Origin of the sequence: Sorangium sp. So ce448, from assembly GCF_051520915.1 — a bacterium.
GTDB classification, from domain to species: Bacteria; Myxococcota_A; Polyangia; order Polyangiales; family Polyangiaceae; genus Sorangium; species Sorangium cellulosum_B.
Genome location: NZ_CP150343.1, coordinates 5,510,826 through 5,530,070, shown reverse-complemented (window position 1 = coordinate 5,530,070; position 19,245 = coordinate 5,510,826). Strand labels below are relative to the sequence as shown.

The 19,245-nt window shown below is 74.4% G+C and carries 13 protein-coding genes; 6 read left to right on the top strand and 7 right to left on the bottom strand.

What is annotated here, in order from left to right:
- Positions 1-59 precede the first annotated feature (59 nt).
- Complete coding sequence (locus WMF45_RS20735; RefSeq protein ID WP_437718608.1) at positions 60-887, top strand: SPOR domain-containing protein; 828 nt, start codon at positions 60-62, stop codon at positions 885-887.
- A 47-nt stretch (positions 888-934) separates the two neighbouring features.
- Here WMF45_RS20735 and nikR read toward each other — a convergent pair whose 3' ends face one another.
- On the bottom strand, positions 935-1,357 hold the full coding sequence (gene nikR / locus WMF45_RS20730) for a nickel-responsive transcriptional regulator NikR (RefSeq protein WP_437718607.1): 423 nt from the start codon (positions 1,355-1,357) through the stop codon (positions 935-937).
- Between the two features lie 14 nt (positions 1,358-1,371).
- The gene (locus tag WMF45_RS20725; RefSeq protein WP_437718606.1) at positions 1,372-2,490 is read right to left on the bottom strand and encodes a hypothetical protein; all 1,119 of its coding nucleotides are present in this window, start codon (positions 2,488-2,490) and stop codon (positions 1,372-1,374) included.
- A 359-nt stretch (positions 2,491-2,849) separates the two neighbouring features.
- On the opposite strand from WMF45_RS20725, the gene WMF45_RS20720 reads away from it, so the two are divergent.
- The 3 genes from WMF45_RS20720 to WMF45_RS20710 all read left to right on the top strand — a co-directional run bounded on the left by WMF45_RS20720 (position 2,850) and on the right by WMF45_RS20710 (position 9,271).
- A complete protein-coding gene (locus WMF45_RS20720; protein ID WP_437718605.1) occupies positions 2,850-4,064 on the top strand; it encodes an SPFH domain-containing protein in 1,215 nt (404 codons plus the stop codon).
- A gap of 313 nt (positions 4,065-4,377) precedes the next feature.
- Positions 4,378-6,054: a protein kinase domain-containing protein gene (locus WMF45_RS20715; RefSeq protein ID WP_437718604.1), complete on the top strand. Its 1,677-nt coding sequence runs from the start codon at positions 4,378-4,380 to the stop codon at positions 6,052-6,054.
- 181 nt (positions 6,055-6,235) lie between these two features.
- A complete protein-coding gene (locus tag WMF45_RS20710; protein ID WP_437718603.1) occupies positions 6,236-9,271 on the top strand; it encodes a response regulator in 3,036 nt (1,011 codons plus the stop codon).
- 15 nt (positions 9,272-9,286) lie between these two features.
- Here WMF45_RS20710 and WMF45_RS20705 read toward each other — a convergent pair whose 3' ends face one another.
- From WMF45_RS20705 to WMF45_RS20695, 3 genes are read right to left on the bottom strand one after another with little or no spacing between them, the layout of a single operon-like run.
- Positions 9,287-10,387, bottom strand: coding sequence for an ABC transporter permease (locus tag WMF45_RS20705; RefSeq protein ID WP_437718602.1), 1,101 nt, complete (start codon positions 10,385-10,387; stop codon positions 9,287-9,289).
- Complete coding sequence (locus tag WMF45_RS20700; protein ID WP_437718601.1) at positions 10,384-13,074, bottom strand: ABC transporter substrate-binding protein; 2,691 nt, start codon at positions 13,072-13,074, stop codon at positions 10,384-10,386. The genes WMF45_RS20705 and WMF45_RS20700 overlap by 4 nt, the downstream gene beginning before the upstream one ends.
- Positions 13,071-13,862 carry an alpha/beta fold hydrolase gene (locus WMF45_RS20695; protein WP_437553997.1) on the bottom strand — a complete coding sequence of 264 codons (792 nt, stop codon included), beginning with the start codon at positions 13,860-13,862 and terminating at the stop codon, positions 13,071-13,073. Before WMF45_RS20695 ends, WMF45_RS20700 begins: the two co-directional genes overlap by 4 nt.
- A gap of 455 nt (positions 13,863-14,317) precedes the next feature.
- On the opposite strand from WMF45_RS20695, the gene WMF45_RS20690 reads away from it, so the two are divergent.
- Together WMF45_RS20690 and WMF45_RS20685 are read left to right on the top strand one after the other, a co-directional pair.
- Entirely contained in the window at positions 14,318-14,836 is a 519-nt protein-coding gene (locus WMF45_RS20690; RefSeq protein ID WP_437300694.1) for a MerR family transcriptional regulator, read from the top strand.
- 242 nt (positions 14,837-15,078) lie between these two features.
- Entirely contained in the window at positions 15,079-15,867 is a 789-nt protein-coding gene (locus WMF45_RS20685) for a sigma factor-like helix-turn-helix DNA-binding protein (RefSeq protein ID WP_437718600.1), read from the top strand.
- Here the strand turns inward: WMF45_RS20685 and WMF45_RS20680 are convergent, their stop codons facing one another.
- Entirely contained in the window at positions 15,868-18,372 is a 2,505-nt protein-coding gene (locus WMF45_RS20680) for a hypothetical protein (protein WP_437718599.1), read from the bottom strand. It abuts the gene before it with no gap.
- Positions 18,360-19,232 (bottom strand): hypothetical protein, encoded by an 873-nt coding sequence (locus WMF45_RS20675; RefSeq protein ID WP_437718598.1) that lies wholly within the window; start codon positions 19,230-19,232, stop codon positions 18,360-18,362. The genes WMF45_RS20680 and WMF45_RS20675 overlap by 13 nt, the downstream gene beginning before the upstream one ends.
- Positions 19,233-19,245 lie beyond the last annotated feature (13 nt).

Below are 19,245 nucleotides of genomic sequence, written 5' to 3'. Positions count from 1 at the left end.
GTAGCACACGAAAGTTGTGGGTCGCCGGCCGGGCAGGGTAGACGGGGCGAGGAGGACGCATGAGGCGCAGCAAGGGCGAGAGCATGGACACCGGGGCGGTGCGGAACCTCGAGGAGATCCAGGAAGAGGATCCCGGGGCTCGCCCGTCGCGCGCGGGCGCGCTGGTGCTGGCCTCGCTCGGCGGGGCGTGCATCGTCTTCGCGGCGGTGGCGCTCCTGCGCGCCCCGCACCGCGAGCGGCCGGTCACCGCCGATCCGCTCGGCGATCTGGTCGCGCGCACCCACCCGGCCGGCGTGAAGCCGGCCCCGCGCCCTGCCACGATCGGGGAGGACGTGACCTTCCCCGCGGTCCTCTCGGACGCGGAGCACCCGACGACCGCGCTCGAGGCCGTGCGCGATCCGCGGGCGGCCAAGGCGGCCACCTCCGCCGAGGCGCCTGCCGCGGAGCCCCTCCCGCCGCCTGCCGCGGACCGGCTGCCCGTGGTCCCGCTGCCGGCGCAGCACGTGCTCGGGCCCTCCGGCGGCGAGGCCGCGCCGAACGACACGCTCACGGCGATGGCTCGCCACGTGTCGCGCGAGGAGGGGCCCGAGACCGAGCGGGGAGGGCCTGGCAGCTACCAGCTCCAGGTGAGCTCGTTCAAGGACCCCACCGACGCCGAGAACTTCGCGGCGGCCCTGCGCCGGCGCGGGCACAAGGCGTACGTCGAGCCGGCGTACGTCAAGGGCCGCGGGCTCTGGCACCGGGTGCGCGTGGGCCCCTTCAAGTACAAGCGCTCGGCCGTGATCTACCGGCAGGAGTTCGAGGCCAAGGAGCGCCTCGTGACGTTCATCGTCGACCCGCCCAAGACCACGGTCAAAGTGGCCGACAGCTCCGGCGACGACGCGTAAATCAGGGGCTCTGGAGAGCCCTCCTCCATCGGCGTATGCGCCCCCCGCTACCGGCGCGCCGCCCCCGGGAGCGCCGCGGCCGGCGTGAGCGCGCAGGACAGCACCCCCTTGGCCCCGGCGAGCTGTCCGGCGAGCTCGGACAGCTCCTGCCCGCGGCCCTTCAGCACCATCACCTGGAGCAGCCGGGTCGCGTCGAGGCGGACCAGCAGGCTGGAGACCAGAGACCCCGCGCGCCGCTCCTCCAGCTCGGAGATCCGCAGCACGAGCTCCCGCACCTCGGGCTCGTAGACGAGCGTCAGCGTGGCCGCCACCTCGGCCCCCTCGTCCAGCGCGGCGCGCGTCAGGTCCGCGCGGACCAGATCGCGCAGCGCCTCCGAGCGGTTCTCGTAGCCCTGCGCGGTGATGCGCCGATCGAACTCGGCCAGCAGCGCGCGATCCATCGCCACGCCGAAGCGGACAAGGTCGCTCATCGCTCGTCCCCCGTTCAGCTCTTGCGCCGCTCGAGGTGCCGCCTCGCGGCGTCCTTCACCGGCGACGTGACGTTCTTGCTCTTCGCGATGCCCCGGAGATCGGACTCGCGCAGGTGCTGGACCAGCCGCGTCGCGACGAGCACCGGCGTCCTCGGGTTCTCGACGAGGTTCCGCTTCACCGTGTAGCTCTTCAGCCACTCGGGCGTCGTCGAGATGATCCGCAGCACCTCGTCCGAGATGTTCCGGTTGCGGCTGATGAGGACGACCTCCTCCTCCTGCATCTGCGGGCTGCGCACGGCGGCGCTGGCCACGAGGCGGTTCGAGTCGCGCACGAGCAGCATGCGCTCCTCGCGCGAGCCGAGCATCGCCCGCCGGATCCGCTGGGACATCGTCATGTCGGCGAGCCGCTTGTAGAGCGGGACGTACTGCTCCTTGAGCTCCTCCTTGCCCTCCTCGTCCTCGACGTGGGTGTCGACCGGCTCGTCCGCGGCGAGCGACTCCGCGAGCGCCTGCGTCTCGCTGAACAGCACGTCGTCCGGCGTGGGCTCGGGCGACGGCTCCGCGATGAGCTCGTCCTTGATCGCGACGCTGACCTCGCGCCACGCCGGGATGCCCGTGAGCTCGACCCCGTTGCGGGACGCGAGATCGACGAGGCGGTCGGCGGTCGACATCCGCGTGTTCTTGTTGAGGTAGAGCTTCTCGATGACGCGCGGGTTCCTGAGCAGCCGCTCCTCGTTGACGGCGATGAGCTCCGTCACCGCCTCGCCCCCGGTCCGCGCGAGCTCCTCGAGCGTCTCCGCGGCGACGCCCGGCATCGCGAGGAGCCTCTCGACGACCGGGAGGCGATCCGCGTACGCGCGGGCCAGCCGATCGATGACCGGCGGCTGCAGATCCGCGCCGAGCGCCCCCTGGAGCAGCGGCTCGGGGAGCGCCGCCAGCGTCTTCTCCGCGGTCTCGCGGGCCGGCTCCTCCTCGCGCGACGCGAGCAGCACGAGCACCGTCACGACCTCGCCCGGTTTGAGCCCGGGGGCGATGCCCCGCGCCGCCATCTCCCTGAGCTTCTGCGGCGCGCCCGGCTGCGCCAGCTTCTGCGCGGGCGCCGAGAGGACGCCGATGTCGATCGGCGCGGTCATCGCAACGCCCTCGCCAGCGAGGCCCGGTGCCAGGAGGACGAGCCCTTCGGCTGCCGAACGGCGGAGCTCGGGATCCCGGAGGACGCGGGCCACGCGGGTGACTCGGATGGCACCAGCGGCTCGACCAGAGCTAGCAGAGCAAGCGGAGCAACGGGCATACGGTCCTCCCCGGCGGGCATTGCTGCCCTGCGATCTGCGGATTATCCTGAGGCCGCTGTGTGCCTGAAAGGCGCGGCGATCGTCAACGGAGAACGAACGGCGCGGGCCCTGCGCGCCGTCTGCCGGAATGAAGCCCGAGGTCCCGGGGGGCAGGGGACCGGCAGGTCCGTCACACCCAGCACACCGAAGAGGAGCGCGACATGGGGATTTTCGATTTCGTGAAGAGCGGCGTCCGCGAGATGATGATCGCGCGCCCGGACGCGGCGAAGCATCTCATCGTTTACAAGCACCCGGACCAGAACATCCCCTTCTGGTCGCAGCTGACGGTCGACAGCGATGAGTGTGCCCTCTTCTTCAAGGACGGCAGGTACATGGGTTACCTGCCCACAGGGCGCCACACCCTCCAGACCCAGAACATCCCGTTCCTGAACAACCTCGTCAACAAGTTCACGGGCGGGGACGTCTTCATCGCCGAGATCTTCTTCGTCAAGACGCAGCCGGTCCGCGGCGTGCCGTTCGGCGGTCCGCTGGAGTCGATGGAGGACCCCGTCCTCTACGAGTTCGTGACGCCGCGCATCTTCGGTGAGTTCTCGCTGGTCGTGGTCGATCCGGTCCGGTTCGTCGTCGGGTACCACGGGCAGTGCGGCGGCAGCGGCGACAACGACGTCGTCCTGAGCTGGATCAAGGGCAAGTTCTTCATGAGCGTGAAGACCGTGATCGGCCAGGTCTGCGCGCAGCAGCAGAAGAGCCTGCTCAACCTCGGCGGCATGAGCATGGAGCTCGGCGCCCGCATCGTGCAATCCGCGCCGAACCTCGAGGAGATCGGCTGCAAGATCCTCGAGATCGGCAACTTCAACATCAACTTCTCCGCCGAGGAGCAGAAGCTCCTCCGCGAGGCGAACAAGGGGCGCGGCGACGCGCGCCGCGGCATCGGCATCGCGCAGGACACCGCCCGCGCGAAGCAGTTCGAGCTCGATCAGCGGTTCCAGCAGGACGCGCGGTACGTGCAGCAGCTGGCGGGCAACTGGCAGAACTACGCCGCCGGCCAGGCGATGATGGGCGCCGGCCAGGGCATGGCGCAGGGCGGCGACGGCAGCGGCGTCGCGGGGCTGGGCGCCCAGGTGGCGATCGGCGCCGGCCTGGCGCAGGCGATGAACCCAGCGCTCGCCGCGCAGGGTCAGCCCCAGTTCGTGCCGCCCCACATGCAGCAGCCGGGGGCGCCGCAGGGCTACCCGGGCGCGCCGCAGGGCTACCCGGGCGCGCCGCAGGGCTACCCGGGCGCGCCGCAGGCTGCCCCCGCCGCAGCGCCGTCGATCGAGCAGCGCCTGGAGCGCCTCGGGGAGCTCAAGAGCAAGGGCCTCATCACCGACGAGGAGTTCCAGGCCCGCAAGGCGAAGATTCTCGAAGAGATCTGAGTCCTTACCAGGCGGCGCCGGCCGCCGCACGCGGCGACCCGCGGGGGGGGCGCTCCACGGCGGTCGCCAAACTGGCGCCATCTGATCCGAACCACTGAGCGCGCTTTCGGCTAGACTCGATGGGGTGCCAGTGACGCTCCGCATGGCCGGGGATGCTCAGCCCGAGATGACCGCCGGCGAGTCCGATGCTGCCGAGCTGTTCCATCGGGAAGACATCCCGCGGCTGCACGGAGACGAATCATTTGCTCAGCCTCCGGCGCACAGCGATGTGCCGCCAGCGCGCAGTGACGTGCCACCAGCAGGGCGTAGCGACGTGTCGCCAGCGCGCAGCGACGCGCCGCCGCGCAGCGAGTTGCCGTTCCGCAGCGACGTGCCGCCGCGCGCGGAACCACTGCCAGCGCACGTCGATGCGCGCCCGGCGATCCCGCCGTTGCCGGCGCGCTTCGACGGGCCGGCGCGCCGGGGGAAGAAGCAGACCCCGCGCGCGCGGCGCTGCCCGACCTGCAAGCAGACCTTCTCCGGCGACTCCCGCTTCTGCCCGTTCGACGGCGACCCGCTCGCCGACGCGCCCGACTGGAATCCATCGGCCGATCCGATGCTCGGGCGCACCATCGACGGCCGCTACGAGGTGCAGGCGGTCGTGGGTGAAGGGGGGATGGGGACGGTGTACGAGGTGCGCCACAAGTCGCTCGGCCGCCTCTTCGCCCTGAAGGTGCTCCGGCACGACATCGCGCAGGACGCCGAGCTCGTCGCCCGCTTCATCCAGGAGGCCAAGGCGGCCGCGGCGATCGGCCACCCCAACATCGTCGCGGTGAGCGACTTCGGCGCGATCGAGGTCGAGACGGGGCAGGCAGAGCTGCCGTTCTTCGTCATGGAGTTCCTCTCCGGGACCTCCCTCGCGTCGCTGCTGCGCACCGAGAAGACGCTGCCGGCCGACAGGGTCGGGCAGATCATGCTCCAGTGCGCCGCCGCGCTCGGGGCCGCGCACTCGGCGGGCGTCATCCACCGCGACCTGAAGCCCGACAACGTGTACCTCGTCCGCAACGGCGAACAGGAGTTCGTCAAGCTGCTCGATTTCGGCGTGGCGAAGGTGACCGGCGGCAAGCGGCTCACGCGCATCGGCATGGTGTTCGGGACGCCGCACTACATGAGCCCGGAGCAGGCGGAGGGGAAGCGGATCGACGCCCGCGCCGACATCTATGCGCTCGGCGTCCTCATGTACGAGTGCTTCGCGGGGCGCGTCCCCTTCGAGGCGGACACGTACATGGGCGTGCTGACCAAGCACATGTACATGTCGCCCGAGCCGCTCGAGCAGGTGATGCCCGACGCCACCGCGCTCGGCGCGTTCGGCCCGATCGTCATGCGCTGCCTCGCGAAGAACCCCGAGGAGCGCTTCTCCTCGATGGCGGACCTCGTCGAGGCCATCGAGCTCGCCCTCGATCCGCCGGGCCGCGTGACCTCGGTCGCGCCCCCGGGCGAGCTGCCTCGCCACGAGTCGGTGCGGCCGCGCGCGTACGAGTCGATACGGCCGCGCGCGACCGAGTCGATGCGGCCGCGCGCGACCGAGGAGATGCTCGCCCCGGTCCAGGCGCCCGCGGAGCCGTCCGAGCCGCTCTCGATGGCCGCGCGCGTGGCGATCGCGCTCGCGGCGGTCCTCGTGCCCATCGTCATCGCCCTCGGCGTCCGCGCCTTGCGCGCCTCGGCGCCCGAGGAGCCGCCCGAGGTCGCCGCCGTCGAGGCTCCCGGCGGCGCCCTCCCGGCGGAGACGGCGCCCGCCAGGGCGATCGACGAGCCGCCCGCCGCGACCGCGGCCGCGACGGCGGCGCCCGCGCCGACCGCGCAGGAGCCGCCCCGCACCCAGGGCACAGCCGCCCCGATCCCGGCGAAGCCGACGGCGGCGACGGCCCGTCCGTCGGCGACCGCGGTGCCCACGGCCTCCATGGTAAGGCCGCAAGCAACCGGCGATATCGTCGATCCCTGGAAGCGCTGATCGCCCGATCGGCGCGCGACGAAACCTGGCCTTCGCAGCCGTCCTGTGTGCACGATGGACGACGTCGAGCACCGGGCCCGCGGCCGCGGGACAAGCGATCGACGGCAGCGGCGACGCTCAGGGCGGAGCGCTTGACAGCGTCCGTTCGGGCTCGCCATCCTTCGCGAGGCGGAAACCTCTAGTGGCCAAGCAACAGCTCCTCCTGGTCGACGCGGATCCGCGAAGCGTTCGGGTCCTCGAGGTCAGCCTGAAAAAGGCCGGTTACAGCGTGACCACCGCGAAGGACGGAGCGGACGCTCTCGCGAAGCTCGAGGTCTCCACGCCGGACCTCGTCCTCAGCGACACGCGCCTCCCCAACGTGGACGGGTATGCCCTCGTCCGCAAGATGAAGGAGCACGCCGACTGGGCCTCGATCCCGGTCGTCTTCCTCACGAGCCAGAGGTCCATCGAGGACAAGATCCGCGGGCTGGAGCTCGGCGTCGAGGACTACCTGACCAAGCCGATCTTCGTGCGCGAGCTCATCGCGCGCGTGACGCTGCTCCTCGCGCGGCGGACGCGCGAGGGGATCACGACGCGCCACTTCTCGACGACGGGGCGGACCAGGTTCTCCGGATCGATCCTCGACATGAACGTCGTGGATCTGCTGCAGACGTTCGAGGTGAGCCGGAAGAGCGGGATCGTCCACCTGTCGCACGCGGACAACGAGGCGCAGGTCTACTTCCGCGAGGGCAAGGTCGTCGACGCGACGCTCGGCCGGCTCTGCGGCGAGGAGGCCGTCTACCGCGCGCTCCTGTGGAACGAGGGGACGTTCGAGGTCGAGTTCTGCAAGGTCGACAACCCCGACGGGATCGAGACGTCGACGCAGGGCCTGCTCATGGAGGGCATGCGCCGCGTCGACGAGTGGGGCCGGCTCCTCGAGGCGCTGCCGTCGCTCGCGACCGTCTTCGAGGTCGACAGCGAGGAGCTCCTGGAGCGGCTGAACGAGATCCCCGACGAGCTGAACGGGATCCTGCGCCTGTTCGACGGCAAGCGCACGCTGATGCAGGTGGTCGACGCGTCCCCGTTCGAGGATCTCTCGACGCTCTCGACCATCTCGAAGCTCTACTTCGAGGGGCTGCTGGTGCCCGCCGCGGCGCTCCCCCCCGACGACGTGGTGCCGAGCGAGCCGGAGGCGGCGTTCCACGACGAGTTCTCGCCGCTCTCGTCGCCGTCGAGCGCGCGGCGCTCCAACTCCAACTACCCCGAGGGGAGCCCGGGGAACGCCGGCTCCGACGACCTCGAGGACGCCGCCGTGGTCCCGGCGCCGCTCTCGAACCGGGTCTCTCCGGCGGTGCTCCCGCGCTCCCGGCCCGGTCACGAGCTGCACGCGCCGGCGGGGGACCCCGACGCGGAGTCCCCCGGGCGCCCCGTGACGACCCGCAGCGCGGTGCACGGGCCGGGGGCGGTCGGCCGAGCGGCCAGCGCGAGCGCCGCCGTGGCGCGCTCCGCGCCGGAGGGGGCGCGCGCGCCGTCGGAGCCGCCGCGGAGCGCCGTCTCGGCCGCGACGGCGCGCTCCGGCGCGGCGGGTGGCCGCGCGCCGTCGGAGCCGCCGCGGAGCACCGTCTCGGCCGCGGCGGCGCGCGCCGGCGTGACAGGGGGCCGCGCGCCGTCGGATCCACCGCGGAACGCCGCGGTGCGGCCCGGGGCCGCGGGGGGCCGCGCGCCGTCGGAGCCGCCGCGGAACACCGCGGTGCGGCCCGGGGCCGCGGGGGGTCGCGCGCCGTCGGAGCCGCCGCGGAACGCCGCATCGCCTGCCGAGGCCGCCCGGATTGCGCGGCCGCGCGCCGAGGTCGATCTCGACAAGGACACCACGCTCGCGAGCAGCGATGAGGCCCCGCTCACGCGACCGCTCGTGACGCCGCGCAGCTTCGCCCAGAAGCAGCGCTCCACGAAGAGCGACAGGCCCGCGGCCGCTTCCGCCGAGCAGCGCGTTCGCTCCACGCCCCCCGAGGCGCCCGCAGCGGCGCCTCCCGAGCCCGCGGCGCCGCCCGCGCCTGCGGCAGCGCCGCCTGCGCTTCCGGCGGCAGCGGGCGGCGCGCTGCCCGCCGGAGAGGAGCGCACCCCGGCGGCGTCGACGAGCCCCACGCTGCGCCCCCGCCCGCCGAGCGACGCGCCGCCGCCTGTCGCCATCCCGCGCGCGCCGGAGCGTGCGCATGCGCCGCAGCCCGTCGAAGCGAAGGCCGGGGAGACGCGCCCGATCGAGGCCTCCCCGCCGCCGCTGCCGGTGCCGGACGCCGCCCCGGCGGCGAGCCTCGCGGCGGCGCCGGACGACGCGGCTCCTGGCGACCGCGGGCCGATCAGCGAGAGCGAGCGCTTCTTCCTCGGCGGCGGGGTGGACGCGCCGGAGGGGATGGCGGCGCGGGAGCATCCCTCGGCCGAGGACGCCGATACGACCGCCGGCGCGGTCGAGGCCACGCTCTTCGGGCCCCGCCACGAGGAGCGCCGGGCCCGCACCGCGCGGATCGTCGCCGGCCTGGTCACCGCGCTCGCGCTCGGGGCCGCCGGCGTGTGGCTGGTCGGCCAGACGGGGCGCCCCGTGCCAGCGGCCCCGGTCCATGCGCCCTTGCCGGAGGACGGACCGGCGGCGCAGCACTCCGCGGCGGTGCCCGCAGCGGCTCTGGCCGCGTCGGAGCCGGAAGGAGAGCCGGCGGCCGCCGCCGCGGCGGGGCTCTCCGCAGCGACCCCCGCCGACGCCCCGGCGGGCCAGCCGGCCGCGCCGGCCTCGGCGAGCGCGCGGGCGAAGCCTGCCGCGGCGAGCCCCGCGCCGGCCGGAGCGCCTTCCGAGCGCGCTTCGCACGCGCCGACCACCCCCGCGGCGCCGCCGAGCGCGGCGGCGACCGCGGGCCAGGCCGCCGCACCGGCGCGGGAGCCGGAGCCCTCGGCTGCCCCGCCCGCGTCCGCGCCTGCCGCGTCCGCGCCTGCCGCGCCGGACGAGGGCGGGCCCCTCTCGACGCGCGTGATGCGCGCGCTGGAGTCGGGGCAGACCGGCAAGGCGGTGCAGCTCGCGCAGCAGCTCACCGCCGCCTCCCCGGGGAGCGCCGCGGCGTGGCACCTGCGCGGCGCCGCAGAGCAGGCGGCCGGGCGCGGTGGGCGGGCCTCGTTCCGCAAGTGCGCCGAGCTCTCCTCGCCCGAGTCCTCGCTCGGCGCCGAGTGCCGCGCGCTCGCCGGCATGCCGTGAGCGTGCGGTCCGCGCTCAGCGCGATCGCGACCTGAGCCGGGGATCGAGGGCCAGGGCCGCGACATCGAGCGCCACGGTGGCGAGCACGATGGCGGCCGCGGAGAAGAGCACCGTCCCGACGATGAGCGGGCCGTCCCGGTTCTGGAGCGCCTCGACCGCCATGCTCCCCACGCCGGGCCAGCGGAAGAGCTTCTCCGTGACGATCGCGCCGCCCGCCAGCGCCCCGAGGTCGAGCGCGGCGAGCGTGGCGAGCGGCAAGAGCGCGTTGCGCAGCGCATGGACGACGAGCGCGCGCAGGCGAGATGCGCCCTTGGCGCGCGCGGTGCGGATGAAGTCCTGGCGGAGCAGCGTCCGGAGCTCCTCGCGGACGATGCGCGCGTAGAGGGCGCTGCCGAACACGCCGAGCGTCAGCGCCGGCAGGACGAGGGAGCGCAGGTGATCGGCCGCCGTGACGCCGTACCCGTCGTAGGGCAAGAGCTGGAGCTTGTAGGCGAGCACGTACTGGAGCGCGGGGCCGATCACGAAGGTCGGCGCGCTCGCGCCGAGCAGGGTGGCGCCGAGCGCCGCGTCCTCCCAGGCCGTCCCGCGGCGGACCGCCGCGACGATCCCGAGCGAGAGGCCGAGCAGGAGCTGCACCAGCAGGGCGGCCAGCGCGAGCTCGACGGAGCGCGGCACCTTCGCCTCGAGCAGATCCACGACCGGCTTGCGGTAATGGAAGCTGTAGCCGAGGTCGACGTGCAGGCCGAGCGGCCCCGCCGCGCAGCTGCGGTGCTCCGGATCGGCGCGCGCGCCCGCGGCTCCGCCGTCGTCGACCCCCGCGGGGCCGAGGTGGACGAGCCGCCGGACGAACCGCGCGAACTGCACGGGGACCGGGCGATCCAGCCCGTGGATGGCCCGCGCGCGCTCGAGGTCCGCCGCCGAGGCCTGCGGTCCGACGAGCATCCGCCCGGCGTCTCCCGGCAGGAGGTACGCTATCCCGAACGAGACGGCGGTGACCCCCGCGATGACGATCGCGGCCCAGCCGAGGCGCCGGAGCAGGCGCGCGATCGCGGTGCCCACCGCGGAGGCGCGGCCCGGGCGGGGCGTGGAGGCACGGCGCGCGCGCGTGGTGCTCATCGGGGAAGGGCCGCGCGCGCGAGCAGCGCGCGGAGCGGCGTCGCGGTTCGTGGCGCGGCCGCGCGCGGCCCTCCGCCGGCCGCGGCCCGCGCGGATGGGTCGAGCCAGACCTCGTGGAGGCGGGACGTGAGCGCGGCGGCGCCCTCGTGGCCGCGCACGTAGGGGTGCCAGAGCTCGAGCTGCCGCGCCGTGTAGGTGGGCACCCAGGGCGCGCGATCGCGGACGATGCGCTCGGCGCGGTCGTAGAGCGCGAGGCGCCGCGCGCCATCCTGCTCGGCGTGGGCGGCGTCGAGCGTGCGATCGAGCTCCTCGTCGCTGAAAAAGGCGTAGTTCTGCGAGCCCTCGTCGCGGATGGCGCGCGTGGAGAGCGTCGGCTCGAAGACGCTCGCCGGGTCGGGGAAATCGGCCTGCCACCCGACCCAGCCCATGGGGACGGCGCGGCGCCGCGAGGCCTCGGCGAGGTAGGTCGCCCAGCTGACGAGCCGCAGGCGGACGCGGAGGCCGATCCTGGCGAGCTGCTGCTGGACGATCTCGCCGATCGCCTGCTCCAGCGTGTCCGGGACCGCGATGTAGTCGATGACGCCCGGGTAGCCGCCCTTCCCGGTCGCCGGGTCGTACGGGTAGCCGGCCTCGGCCATCTGCGCGAGCGCGCGCGGGAGGTCGTGCTGCCGCATCGGCGCGTCGCGCGGGGGGCCCGGGATCGACGGCGGCAGCACCCGGTCGAGCGCGAGCAGATCGGGGCGTACCTTCTCCAGCACGGTGGGGTCGAGGGCGAACGCGACAGCGCGCCGGACGGCGAGCTGGTCGAACGGCGCGAGCTCGGTGTTGAGGAAGACGGCGTTGGTCCTGTTCCGCGTCACCCAGCGCCTCTGCCCCTCCCACCCGGGCGCGGCGCGGTAGGCCGCCGCGTCGATCGCCGTCAGATCGCGCAGGACGTCGAGCTCGCCCTGCTCGAACTTGTAGCGCTGGGTCGTCGCGCGCACGCCCGTCTGCCACGCGATGGCGTCGAGGTACGGCAGGCCCGGCCGGAAGTACCCCTCGTGGCGGGCGAGCCCGATGCTGCCGTCCTGGTCCCACCGCGCGACGCGGAACGGGCCGGCGCCGCACGGCGGCGGCGGGCTCGCCGCGTCGACCGTGGCCCCGGACGAGGGGCACACCGGCGCCATGAACGCGAGCGTCATGAGGGGCAGGAACGTCGCGTCCGGCGCGCGCAGATCGATCGCGACGGCGTGATCGCCGAGCACCCGCACGCCGGCGAGGTGCGGCGCCGCGCCCGCGTGGTACTCGGCGAAGCCCTCGATCATGTCGTACTGGCTCGCGCCCGGGCTCGGCGTCCTCGGGTGGAGCGTCCGCTCGATCGAGCGCTTCACGTCGGCGGCGCGGAGCTCCGCGCCGTCGTGGAACCGCACGCCCTCGCGCAGCGTGAAGACGTACGTCCGCCCGCCGCGCGAAACCTCGATCGCGCGCGCGAGATCGGGCGTGATGCGGCCGCCCTCATCCCACGTGACGAGGCGGGCGAAGACGAGCTCCGCGACGGTGCTCGAGAGCTCGTCGTACGCGATCGCCGGATCGAGCGCGCGCGCGTTGACCGTGGTCGCGAGGCGCAGCGTCCCGCCGCGCACGGGCGCGGCGGGCGCCGGCTCGCCGCCGAGGGGCGCGCGGACGCCGCCCGCCGAGCCGCCCGAGAGCAGGAGCAGCGCCGCGCCCGCGACGAGCAGATCGACCGGCAGGCGACGGCCGCGCGGGAGCGCCGCGCCGGCCGGATCGAGCGCGTCGCGGAGCCCCTCGCTCGCGCGGTGGAAGCCGAGCACGGCGAGCACGATGGCGAAGCCCGGCGCGGCCACAAGGAGCGGCCTTACCCCGAGGTACGGCTCGGCCTCGTGCAGCATGCGGCCCCACGTCGCGGTCGGCGGCTGCGCGCCGACGCCCAGGTAGCCGAGGGCGGCCTCCGCGAGGATCATCTGCCCGGCGCTGATGGTCGCGAGGGCGAGCAGGGTCCCGCCCACGTTCGGCAGGACGTGCCGCCGGACGATGTGCAGCGGCCCCGCGCCGAGCGCGCGCGCCGAGGCCACGAAATCGCGCTGCGCGAGCTCCGCCGTCTTGGCCCGGACGACCCGCGCCGCCCCGGTCCACCCCGTGAGGCCGAGCACGAGCAGGATCGTCCCCACGTCCGCGCGCCCCACGGCGACGCCGATCGCGGTCACGAACAGGAGGTACGGCAGGGCGAGGATCACATCGACGAGCCGCATGAGCGCGCCGTCGAGCGCGTCCGCCCGCGTGCCGGCGGCCATGCCGGCCGTGACGCCGACGAGCGCGCCGAGCCCCGTGGCGAGGGCCGTGGACGAGAGCGCGATGGCGAGGGAGAGCCGCGCGCCGTGGGCGAGGCGCGCGAGCAGGTCGCGGAAGAGCGGGTCCGTCCCGAGCCAGTGGGCGGCCGACGGCCCGGGCGGCGCGCCGGAGGCGTCGCGGGCCAGGGTGAAGTCGCTCACGTTCGGGTCGTGGGGGATGACGGCCGGCCCCACGGCGGCGAACAGCGAGAGCAGCGCGACGATCCCGAGGCCGAGCAGCGCCGAGCGGTCCCCCAGGAACCGCCGCGCCGCGTCCTCGCCGAGGACGGCGCGCCCCGCGCGCCCGGCCGCTCGTGCCGCGCCGCGCGAGAGCCGAGCCCAGCGCGCCGTCGCCGTCACCGCTTCCCTTCGAGGAACTGCGTCACGAGCGCGACGAACTCCCCCGGCCGCTCCTCGTGGGGCGAGTGCCCGGCGTCCATGATCTCGAGCATCGCGCCGGAGATCTCGCGGGCGAGCCGCTGCGCGCTCGCCGCCGGGAAGATGCGATCGTCGCGCCCCCACACGACGAGCGTCGGCGCCGTGATCCGGGTAAGGCGCGCCACGACGGGGCGCGCGTCGAGCACCGCGCGCATCACCGCGTGCGCGCTCTCGCGCGCCGAGGGGGCGTTGAAGAGATCGTAGTGCCGGTCGACGCGCGACAGTGGCACGGCCGCGTCCGCCCGGAACACGTCGTCGCGGAAGTACGACCGGAACGTGCCGCGGCCGTGGAGCTGCTTGAAGACGATGCCACCCACGACCGGCAGGAGCGGGAGCTTCATCTTGAAGCTCATCGGGAACGGGTAACAGAGCGCGTCCTCCAGGACGAGCCGCTGCACGAGCTCCGGGTGGTTGGCGGCCAGCGTGATCGCGACGGCGGCGCCCATCGCGTGGCCGACGAGGTGCGCGCGGCCGACGCCGAAGGCGGCGATGAGGTCGGCCACGGCCTCGGAGAACGTCTCGATGCCGTAAGCGTACCGCGCCGGGCTCGGCTTCTCGCTCTCGCCGAAGCCCGGCAGGTCCGGGGCGATGACGTGGAACCGCTGGGCCAGCGTGTCGATCACGTCGTCGAACTCCAGGTGGCTGACGAGGAAGCTGTGGATCAGCAGCAGCGCCGGGCCGTTGCCCGCGCCGGCGACCAGGACCCGCATCCTGACACCCCGGGCGGTGACATCCCTGATGACGCGTTCGACGGGTCGGGGGGCGGCGGGAGAGGCCGAGCCCCGACCCTCGCTGGCGAGGGCTTTGGCCATGGTGGCGGCGAGACTATCAGCCCTTTTGTCTGAAAGGACCGATGTGTGTCAGGGTACGGGGCATGCCGCTCCACGAGGCCCGCTGGGTGTCGGGCGCCTCCCTGCTCGCACCCATTGAACCGCGCGTCGTTTTTTTCCCACCCCGGCCCCCGACCCGCGTCGTGCCGGGCGGGCCGACGCGTCGCTCCTACGGACGAAAAATGTCCGAGGGTTGTCAAGAACCCCGGCAAAGCACCGCGTCTCGCGACAGCCACACAATAATCGTAGTCGCGTCAATTGACTGTATTCCATTCAGTGGAATAGAGTCGCCCGCGTCGGTTGGGTAGGGCCTCCGGCGATCGATGGGAGGACCGGTGCAGAGGATCCCTGAGGAGGTGCTTGATCGCATCGAGCGGGAGCACGCCCAGGGGATCACTTCGAGCGATATCCTCGAGCTGTTCGCGGCTCATGGCATCAAGTTCAGCGAGGCGACGCTCCGGAAGTACGTGCAGCTCGGCTTGCTCCCGCGAAGTGTGCGGGTAGGGCGCAAGGGCAAGCACCAGGGCTCGCAGGGGATGTATCCGGCCACGGTAGTCCGCCAGGTTCAGCGCATCAAAGAGATGATGGCCCAGGACTACACCATCGAAGAGATCCAGCGTGAATTCCTGTTCGTGAGAGGTGATATCGAGGAGCTCGAGCGCACGATGACCAAGGTCTTCAATGCGCTCAGGGATGCCGCCAAGGAGAGGCGGAGCGAGACGAGCGGCAGGGCGATAGCCCAGGACCTCGCGAGCGCAGAGTCGCTCGCGAGGGAGCTCGTCTCCAAGCTGGCGTTGATAGAAGAGCGCTTGATGGCGCAAGCGCGGCTCACGAAACAGGCGGCTTCCTCTTGAGGGGCCGAGTCGCGGGGCTTTCGTCGTCGTGAAGTACATGGGGCCGCGGGCGCGGCCCCGCCTGGGTTTGATGCGATCGACGGGACGGGCATCGGCTCGTTTCGTCGCAATTTTTTAGGGACGGCATCCGGCTTTACGTCGGGCTTTAGGAGCGGATCCCTCTGCGTTCGAGCTGGGACTCGGACGTACGGGGAGAGACGCGCGCGCTTGAGAGCGGAGACGCTACCAAACGGAGGCAGCGCATGGCGACGGTGTCTGACAGCGAGCTCGAGATCTTCGGCCTGGACGGTGCGGATGCGGCGGAGGGCGATCGCGACCCAGCGGGCTCGACCGAGCCCGTCGTGGAGGGCGCGCTCGCGCTCCAGGTCGACCCCGCGGAGTCGGGGGACGCCATCACGCGCGAGCAGCGCAGGTCGCGGCGGAAGCGCGAGATCCGGGCGCGGACGATCAGCGTCAAGCGCATGACCAAGCGCGAGCTCGAGATCGGCCGGATGCTCTACCCCGAGACCGATTACTACAAGCCGCGGGCCCGCGCCGAGTGCGTCGACGGTCCGAGGCCGTGCCCGTACGTCTCGTGCCAGCACCACCTCTATCTCGACGTCTCGGCCAGGACGGGCGCGATCAAGCTGAACTTCCCCGATCTCGAGGTCTGGGACATGAACGAGACGTGCGCGCTCGACGTCGCGGATCGCGGCGGCACGACGCTCGAGGACGTCGGGGCGATCATGAACCTGACCCGCGAGCGCATCCGCCAGGTCGAGGTCAAGGCGCTCGCGAAGCTAGAGGCGCTGAAGGACATGTCGGCGCTGCGCGATTACGTCGACGAGGGGCCGGTCGGCAAGCGCCGGCTCCCCGTGCTGACCCAGCCGGATGACGACGAGGACGAGGACGAGGTCGACGAGGACGAGGCCACGGGCGCGGACGGCGACGGCGATGCCGATGCCGACGCCGACGACGAGGGCCCCGAGGCGCCCCGCGCTGGGCGGCCGGCCGAGCTCGAGGACGCCGGCGACTTCGACGGCGGGGAGTGATCAGTCGGGCCGGGCCTCGACGGTCACCATCGCGTCCGCGCCGAGCGCGCCCGCCAGGAAGGCGCGCCACGCGGCCAGCGTGATTTTCGTGGCGGCCGCGCGGGAAGGGCGGCCGTTGAACAGGTGGATGAGACGGCGCCTCGGCTCCGCGAGCGCGTCCCGCTCCCGCCGGGCGAGGTGGGCCTCGGCGCGGCCGAGATCGGCGTCGGTCACCCGCTGCGCCAGGCCGGCGAGGAGCTCCTTCACGCGGGCCGATGCCTCGCTCACCTCGCCGGCCTCTGCCCTGATCTCGACGGCGAGCGCCGCGGCGCGTGTCCCGCCGAGGACGCGCGCGCTCGCGCGGGCCGCGAGCGGCCGCTTCGCCGGCGCCGCGCTGGCTGGAGCCGGGGACGTCGTGCTCGCCGCGGGAGAGAGCGCGGCCGCGAGCAGGCCGCCTTCGCCGTTGAGGGCCGATACCGTGAGCTCGGCGAGCTCGCGCGCCGTGGGAGAGGCCTCGCGCGCCGCAGGGAGCCGCGCGCCGACGACGGCCTGCGACAGGGCCGCCCCGGCCGGCAGGCGGGCGTCGTGGTGACCGAGCCGGGGCACCACCGCGCCGTCCGGTGAGCCGCACCCGCGCGGGGTGAGCCGCGGCGCGAGCCAGCGCTCGGCGGCCTCCGCCGCGGCGGCCGCCTGGGAAGCGTCGGCGTTCGCGAGGACGGCGAGCCGGAGCGGGCCGGTCGCGAGGGCCTGCCAGCGGAGCTGCACGGTCTCGAGCGCGCCGCTCGCCACCCGGTCCCAGACGCCGAACGGCTCGATCCAGGACGGGTGGTCGGGCGCGATCGCGGAGGCGAAGGCCTCGAGCGCCGCGGCCCGCCCTCCGGAGAGGTGCTCCAGGTGCTGGAGCGCCGCGGCGCGCGCCTGCGTCAGCGCCTCGGGGCCCAGCGTTGTCGCCGCGACCGTGCGCGCGGCGGCGTTCGCCACGCGGCGCCCGAGCTCGGCCGGGGTCTCGCGCTCGTCGCGGAACGGCGCGTGCGCGATCACGCCGACGGCATCCGCCGTGACCCACGGCTCGATCGTGACGTCGAGCTCGCGCCGCCGGGTCTGCACGGCGGCGAGCGCGGCGAGCGCCGTCGCGCCGGCGTCGTACAGCCCTTCCTCGGCGACGCCGCACGGGCTCCCGAGCAGGACCCAGACCTCGCCTTGCCCGCGCTCGACCAGCGCCCGCCGGTCCAGGGAGGGCTGGGCTCCCGGCGCGAGCGCGCGCGAGAGCTCGGCCTCGAACCGCCGAGCGCCGGCATCGCCCGGCGGCGCGGGCTTCGGCGGATCGGCGCTCGGAGGGAGGCCGAGCGCCGTCGCCCACCGCTCCGGCGGCGCGCCCGGGGCGCTCCCCGAGAGCGCCCACCACGAGGCGCGCGCGCCGGCGTCGCGAGGGTCCTGCGCGGTGAGGACCTGACGCGTGGCGACGTCGGGGTTCGGCGGCGCCGAGAGGCCGCGGCGGATCTCCTGCCGCGCCACCGCGGCCGCGAGCGCCGCCGAGGCCTCGACGGGCGGGGCCGTGGGCAGATCGGCGGCCTCGATGGTCACGCTCACGCAGCCGCCGCGCGGGCGGGCGACCCCGAGCACCTCGACGGCGCGAAACGGGGAGGGGAGCGCCGAGAGGCGCGCGCGGAGCGGGGACCCAGGCGCGCCGAGCCGCTCCGCCGCGGCGACGGCCGCCTGGGGGCTCGCGACGCGCGCGGCGACGGTCACGCGGGCGGCGCGCCCTCCGAGCTGGTTCGTCGTGTACACGCCGACCGTGTCCGCCGCCGGCCAGGGGTCCGTGGTCGGGCCGCCTGCCGGCCAGGCGTCGATGCCCTCCGCCGCGCGCGCCGCCTCCTCGCAGAACGCGGCCGGGCCGACGGCGGCGATCGAGGTGCGCCCGGCGTGCAGCGCGGCGGCGCGCCACCCCTCGAGCTCCCGCGCGCCCGCGGGCGTCGCCAGATCGACCACGTGCTCGGCGCCCGCGAGGCCCAGCTGGCCGGTGCACGCCGCGATCGGCGAGAGCTCCGGCGCGTCGAGCGGGCTCGATCGGAGCGCCTGCGTCCGCTCCGCGGCCCGGGCGACCTCCGGGCTTCCCGCCGCGATGGGCTGCGCGAACGCCGCCGACAGCGCGCCCAGGAACGGCGCGACGCGCGCCGCGTCCCTGACGAGCAGGCGCACGCGGAAGGCGCCGCGGTCGATGCGCGCGTCCACGTCGAAGCCGGCGGCGAGCAGGCGCGCCTCGACCACGCTGGCGAGCGCCGTCGTCGCGACCGAGCCGAGATCGGTCGCGACCGAGACGACGAGCGCGGGCGCGGGATCGCCGTCGCGCGAGACCAGCGCGAGCCGCGGCCGGGCGTCGAGGTGGCGCACCTCGATGCGCCCGACGCTGCCCTCGGGCGTCGAGGCGAGGGCGTGCCCCGGCGCCGGCGGGCCGCCGGGCGCCGCGCCGCCGCAGGCCGCGAGCAGGACGAGCGGCGAGAGGAGCGTGGGCCTCAGGGAGCGCATGCGTCGTCGGAGGGCAGCGGCGCGCCTTCCAGCTGGAAATCGGCCGGGCATCGCGGGGCGATCTTGAAGCCGTAGAAGTAGGTGAGCACGCCGGTGACGGACCGGAAGGAAGCGCCGTCCGCGAGGGGCGGCCCCTCGCGCTCGAGATCGTAGAGCTCGTTCGAGAGGCGCGGGACGTCGGCGGGGCGCACGCCGGCCCCGACGTCGATCGACGCCGCGTAGCGGCCGTCGCGGCTCGAGGGGTCGCCGGCGATCCTGACGCCCTCGACCCGCACGAGCATGCCGATGTACGGGCGCGCCGACGCATAGCCCTTCAGGTCGTCGAGCGGCACGCGGATCGGGACGGCGGGGTGGTCCTCGAAGCGGAAGCTCATGGTCCCGCCGATTTCGGGCAAGGTGCGGCAGCCGCCGAAGCGGCCGGCGGAGGGGCCGAGGAACTCGGTGAGCTCGCCGAGCACGTCGACAACGTCACCGGGGATGAGCCGCAGATCCGGGGGGTCGAACGCGGGCTGGAAGACCGTCATCCCCGAGTAGGGGACCGGCTTGTCGGCGCTGTCTTGCACGTAGTGGTTGCCGCGCGCGCCCTCACCGGTCTCGTCGAAGCTGTCGATGGCGACGAGGGTGGCGCCGGTGACGTGGGCGCGGCGAGCGGGCGGCGCGGCGCAGCGCCGGCTCTCTTCGTCCTCCGGGTCGAGCCACCCGGCGTCACCGACGATCTCGGCGACGCGCGCGCCGCCGCCGCGCTCGTCGGCGAGGGGGATCGCGGGGGCATCTCCGTCGCCGCCGCCGCACGCGCCGAGCAGCGGGGCGGCGGCCGCGATGAGCGGGAGCGCGGAGGAGGTGCGGGGCGGGCGAGCCATCCTCTCCGGCTCA

Bases quoted from the DNA above. Each gene is read 5' to 3' on its own strand.
- nikR (WP_437718607.1), bottom strand. From the start codon at position 1,357: ATGAGCGACCTTGTCCGCTTCGGCGTGGCGATGGATCGCGCGCTGCTG.
- WMF45_RS20720 (WP_437718605.1), top strand. From the start codon at position 2,850: ATGGGGATTTTCGATTTCGTGAAGAGCGGCGTCCGCGAGATGATGATC.
- WMF45_RS20735 (WP_437718608.1), top strand. From the start codon at position 60: ATGAGGCGCAGCAAGGGCGAGAGCATGGACACCGGGGCGGTGCGGAAC.
- WMF45_RS20675 (WP_437718598.1), bottom strand. From the start codon at position 19,232: ATGGCTCGCCCGCCCCGCACCTCCTCCGCGCTCCCGCTCATCGCGGCC.
- WMF45_RS20695 (WP_437553997.1), bottom strand. From the start codon at position 13,862: ATGCGGGTCCTGGTCGCCGGCGCGGGCAACGGCCCGGCGCTGCTGCTG.
- WMF45_RS20705 (WP_437718602.1), bottom strand. From the start codon at position 10,387: ATGAGCACCACGCGCGCGCGCCGTGCCTCCACGCCCCGCCCGGGCCGC.
- WMF45_RS20685 (WP_437718600.1), top strand. From the start codon at position 15,079: ATGGCGACGGTGTCTGACAGCGAGCTCGAGATCTTCGGCCTGGACGGT.
- WMF45_RS20725 (WP_437718606.1), bottom strand. From the start codon at position 2,490: ATGACCGCGCCGATCGACATCGGCGTCCTCTCGGCGCCCGCGCAGAAG.
- WMF45_RS20680 (WP_437718599.1), bottom strand. From the start codon at position 18,372: ATGCGCTCCCTGAGGCCCACGCTCCTCTCGCCGCTCGTCCTGCTCGCG.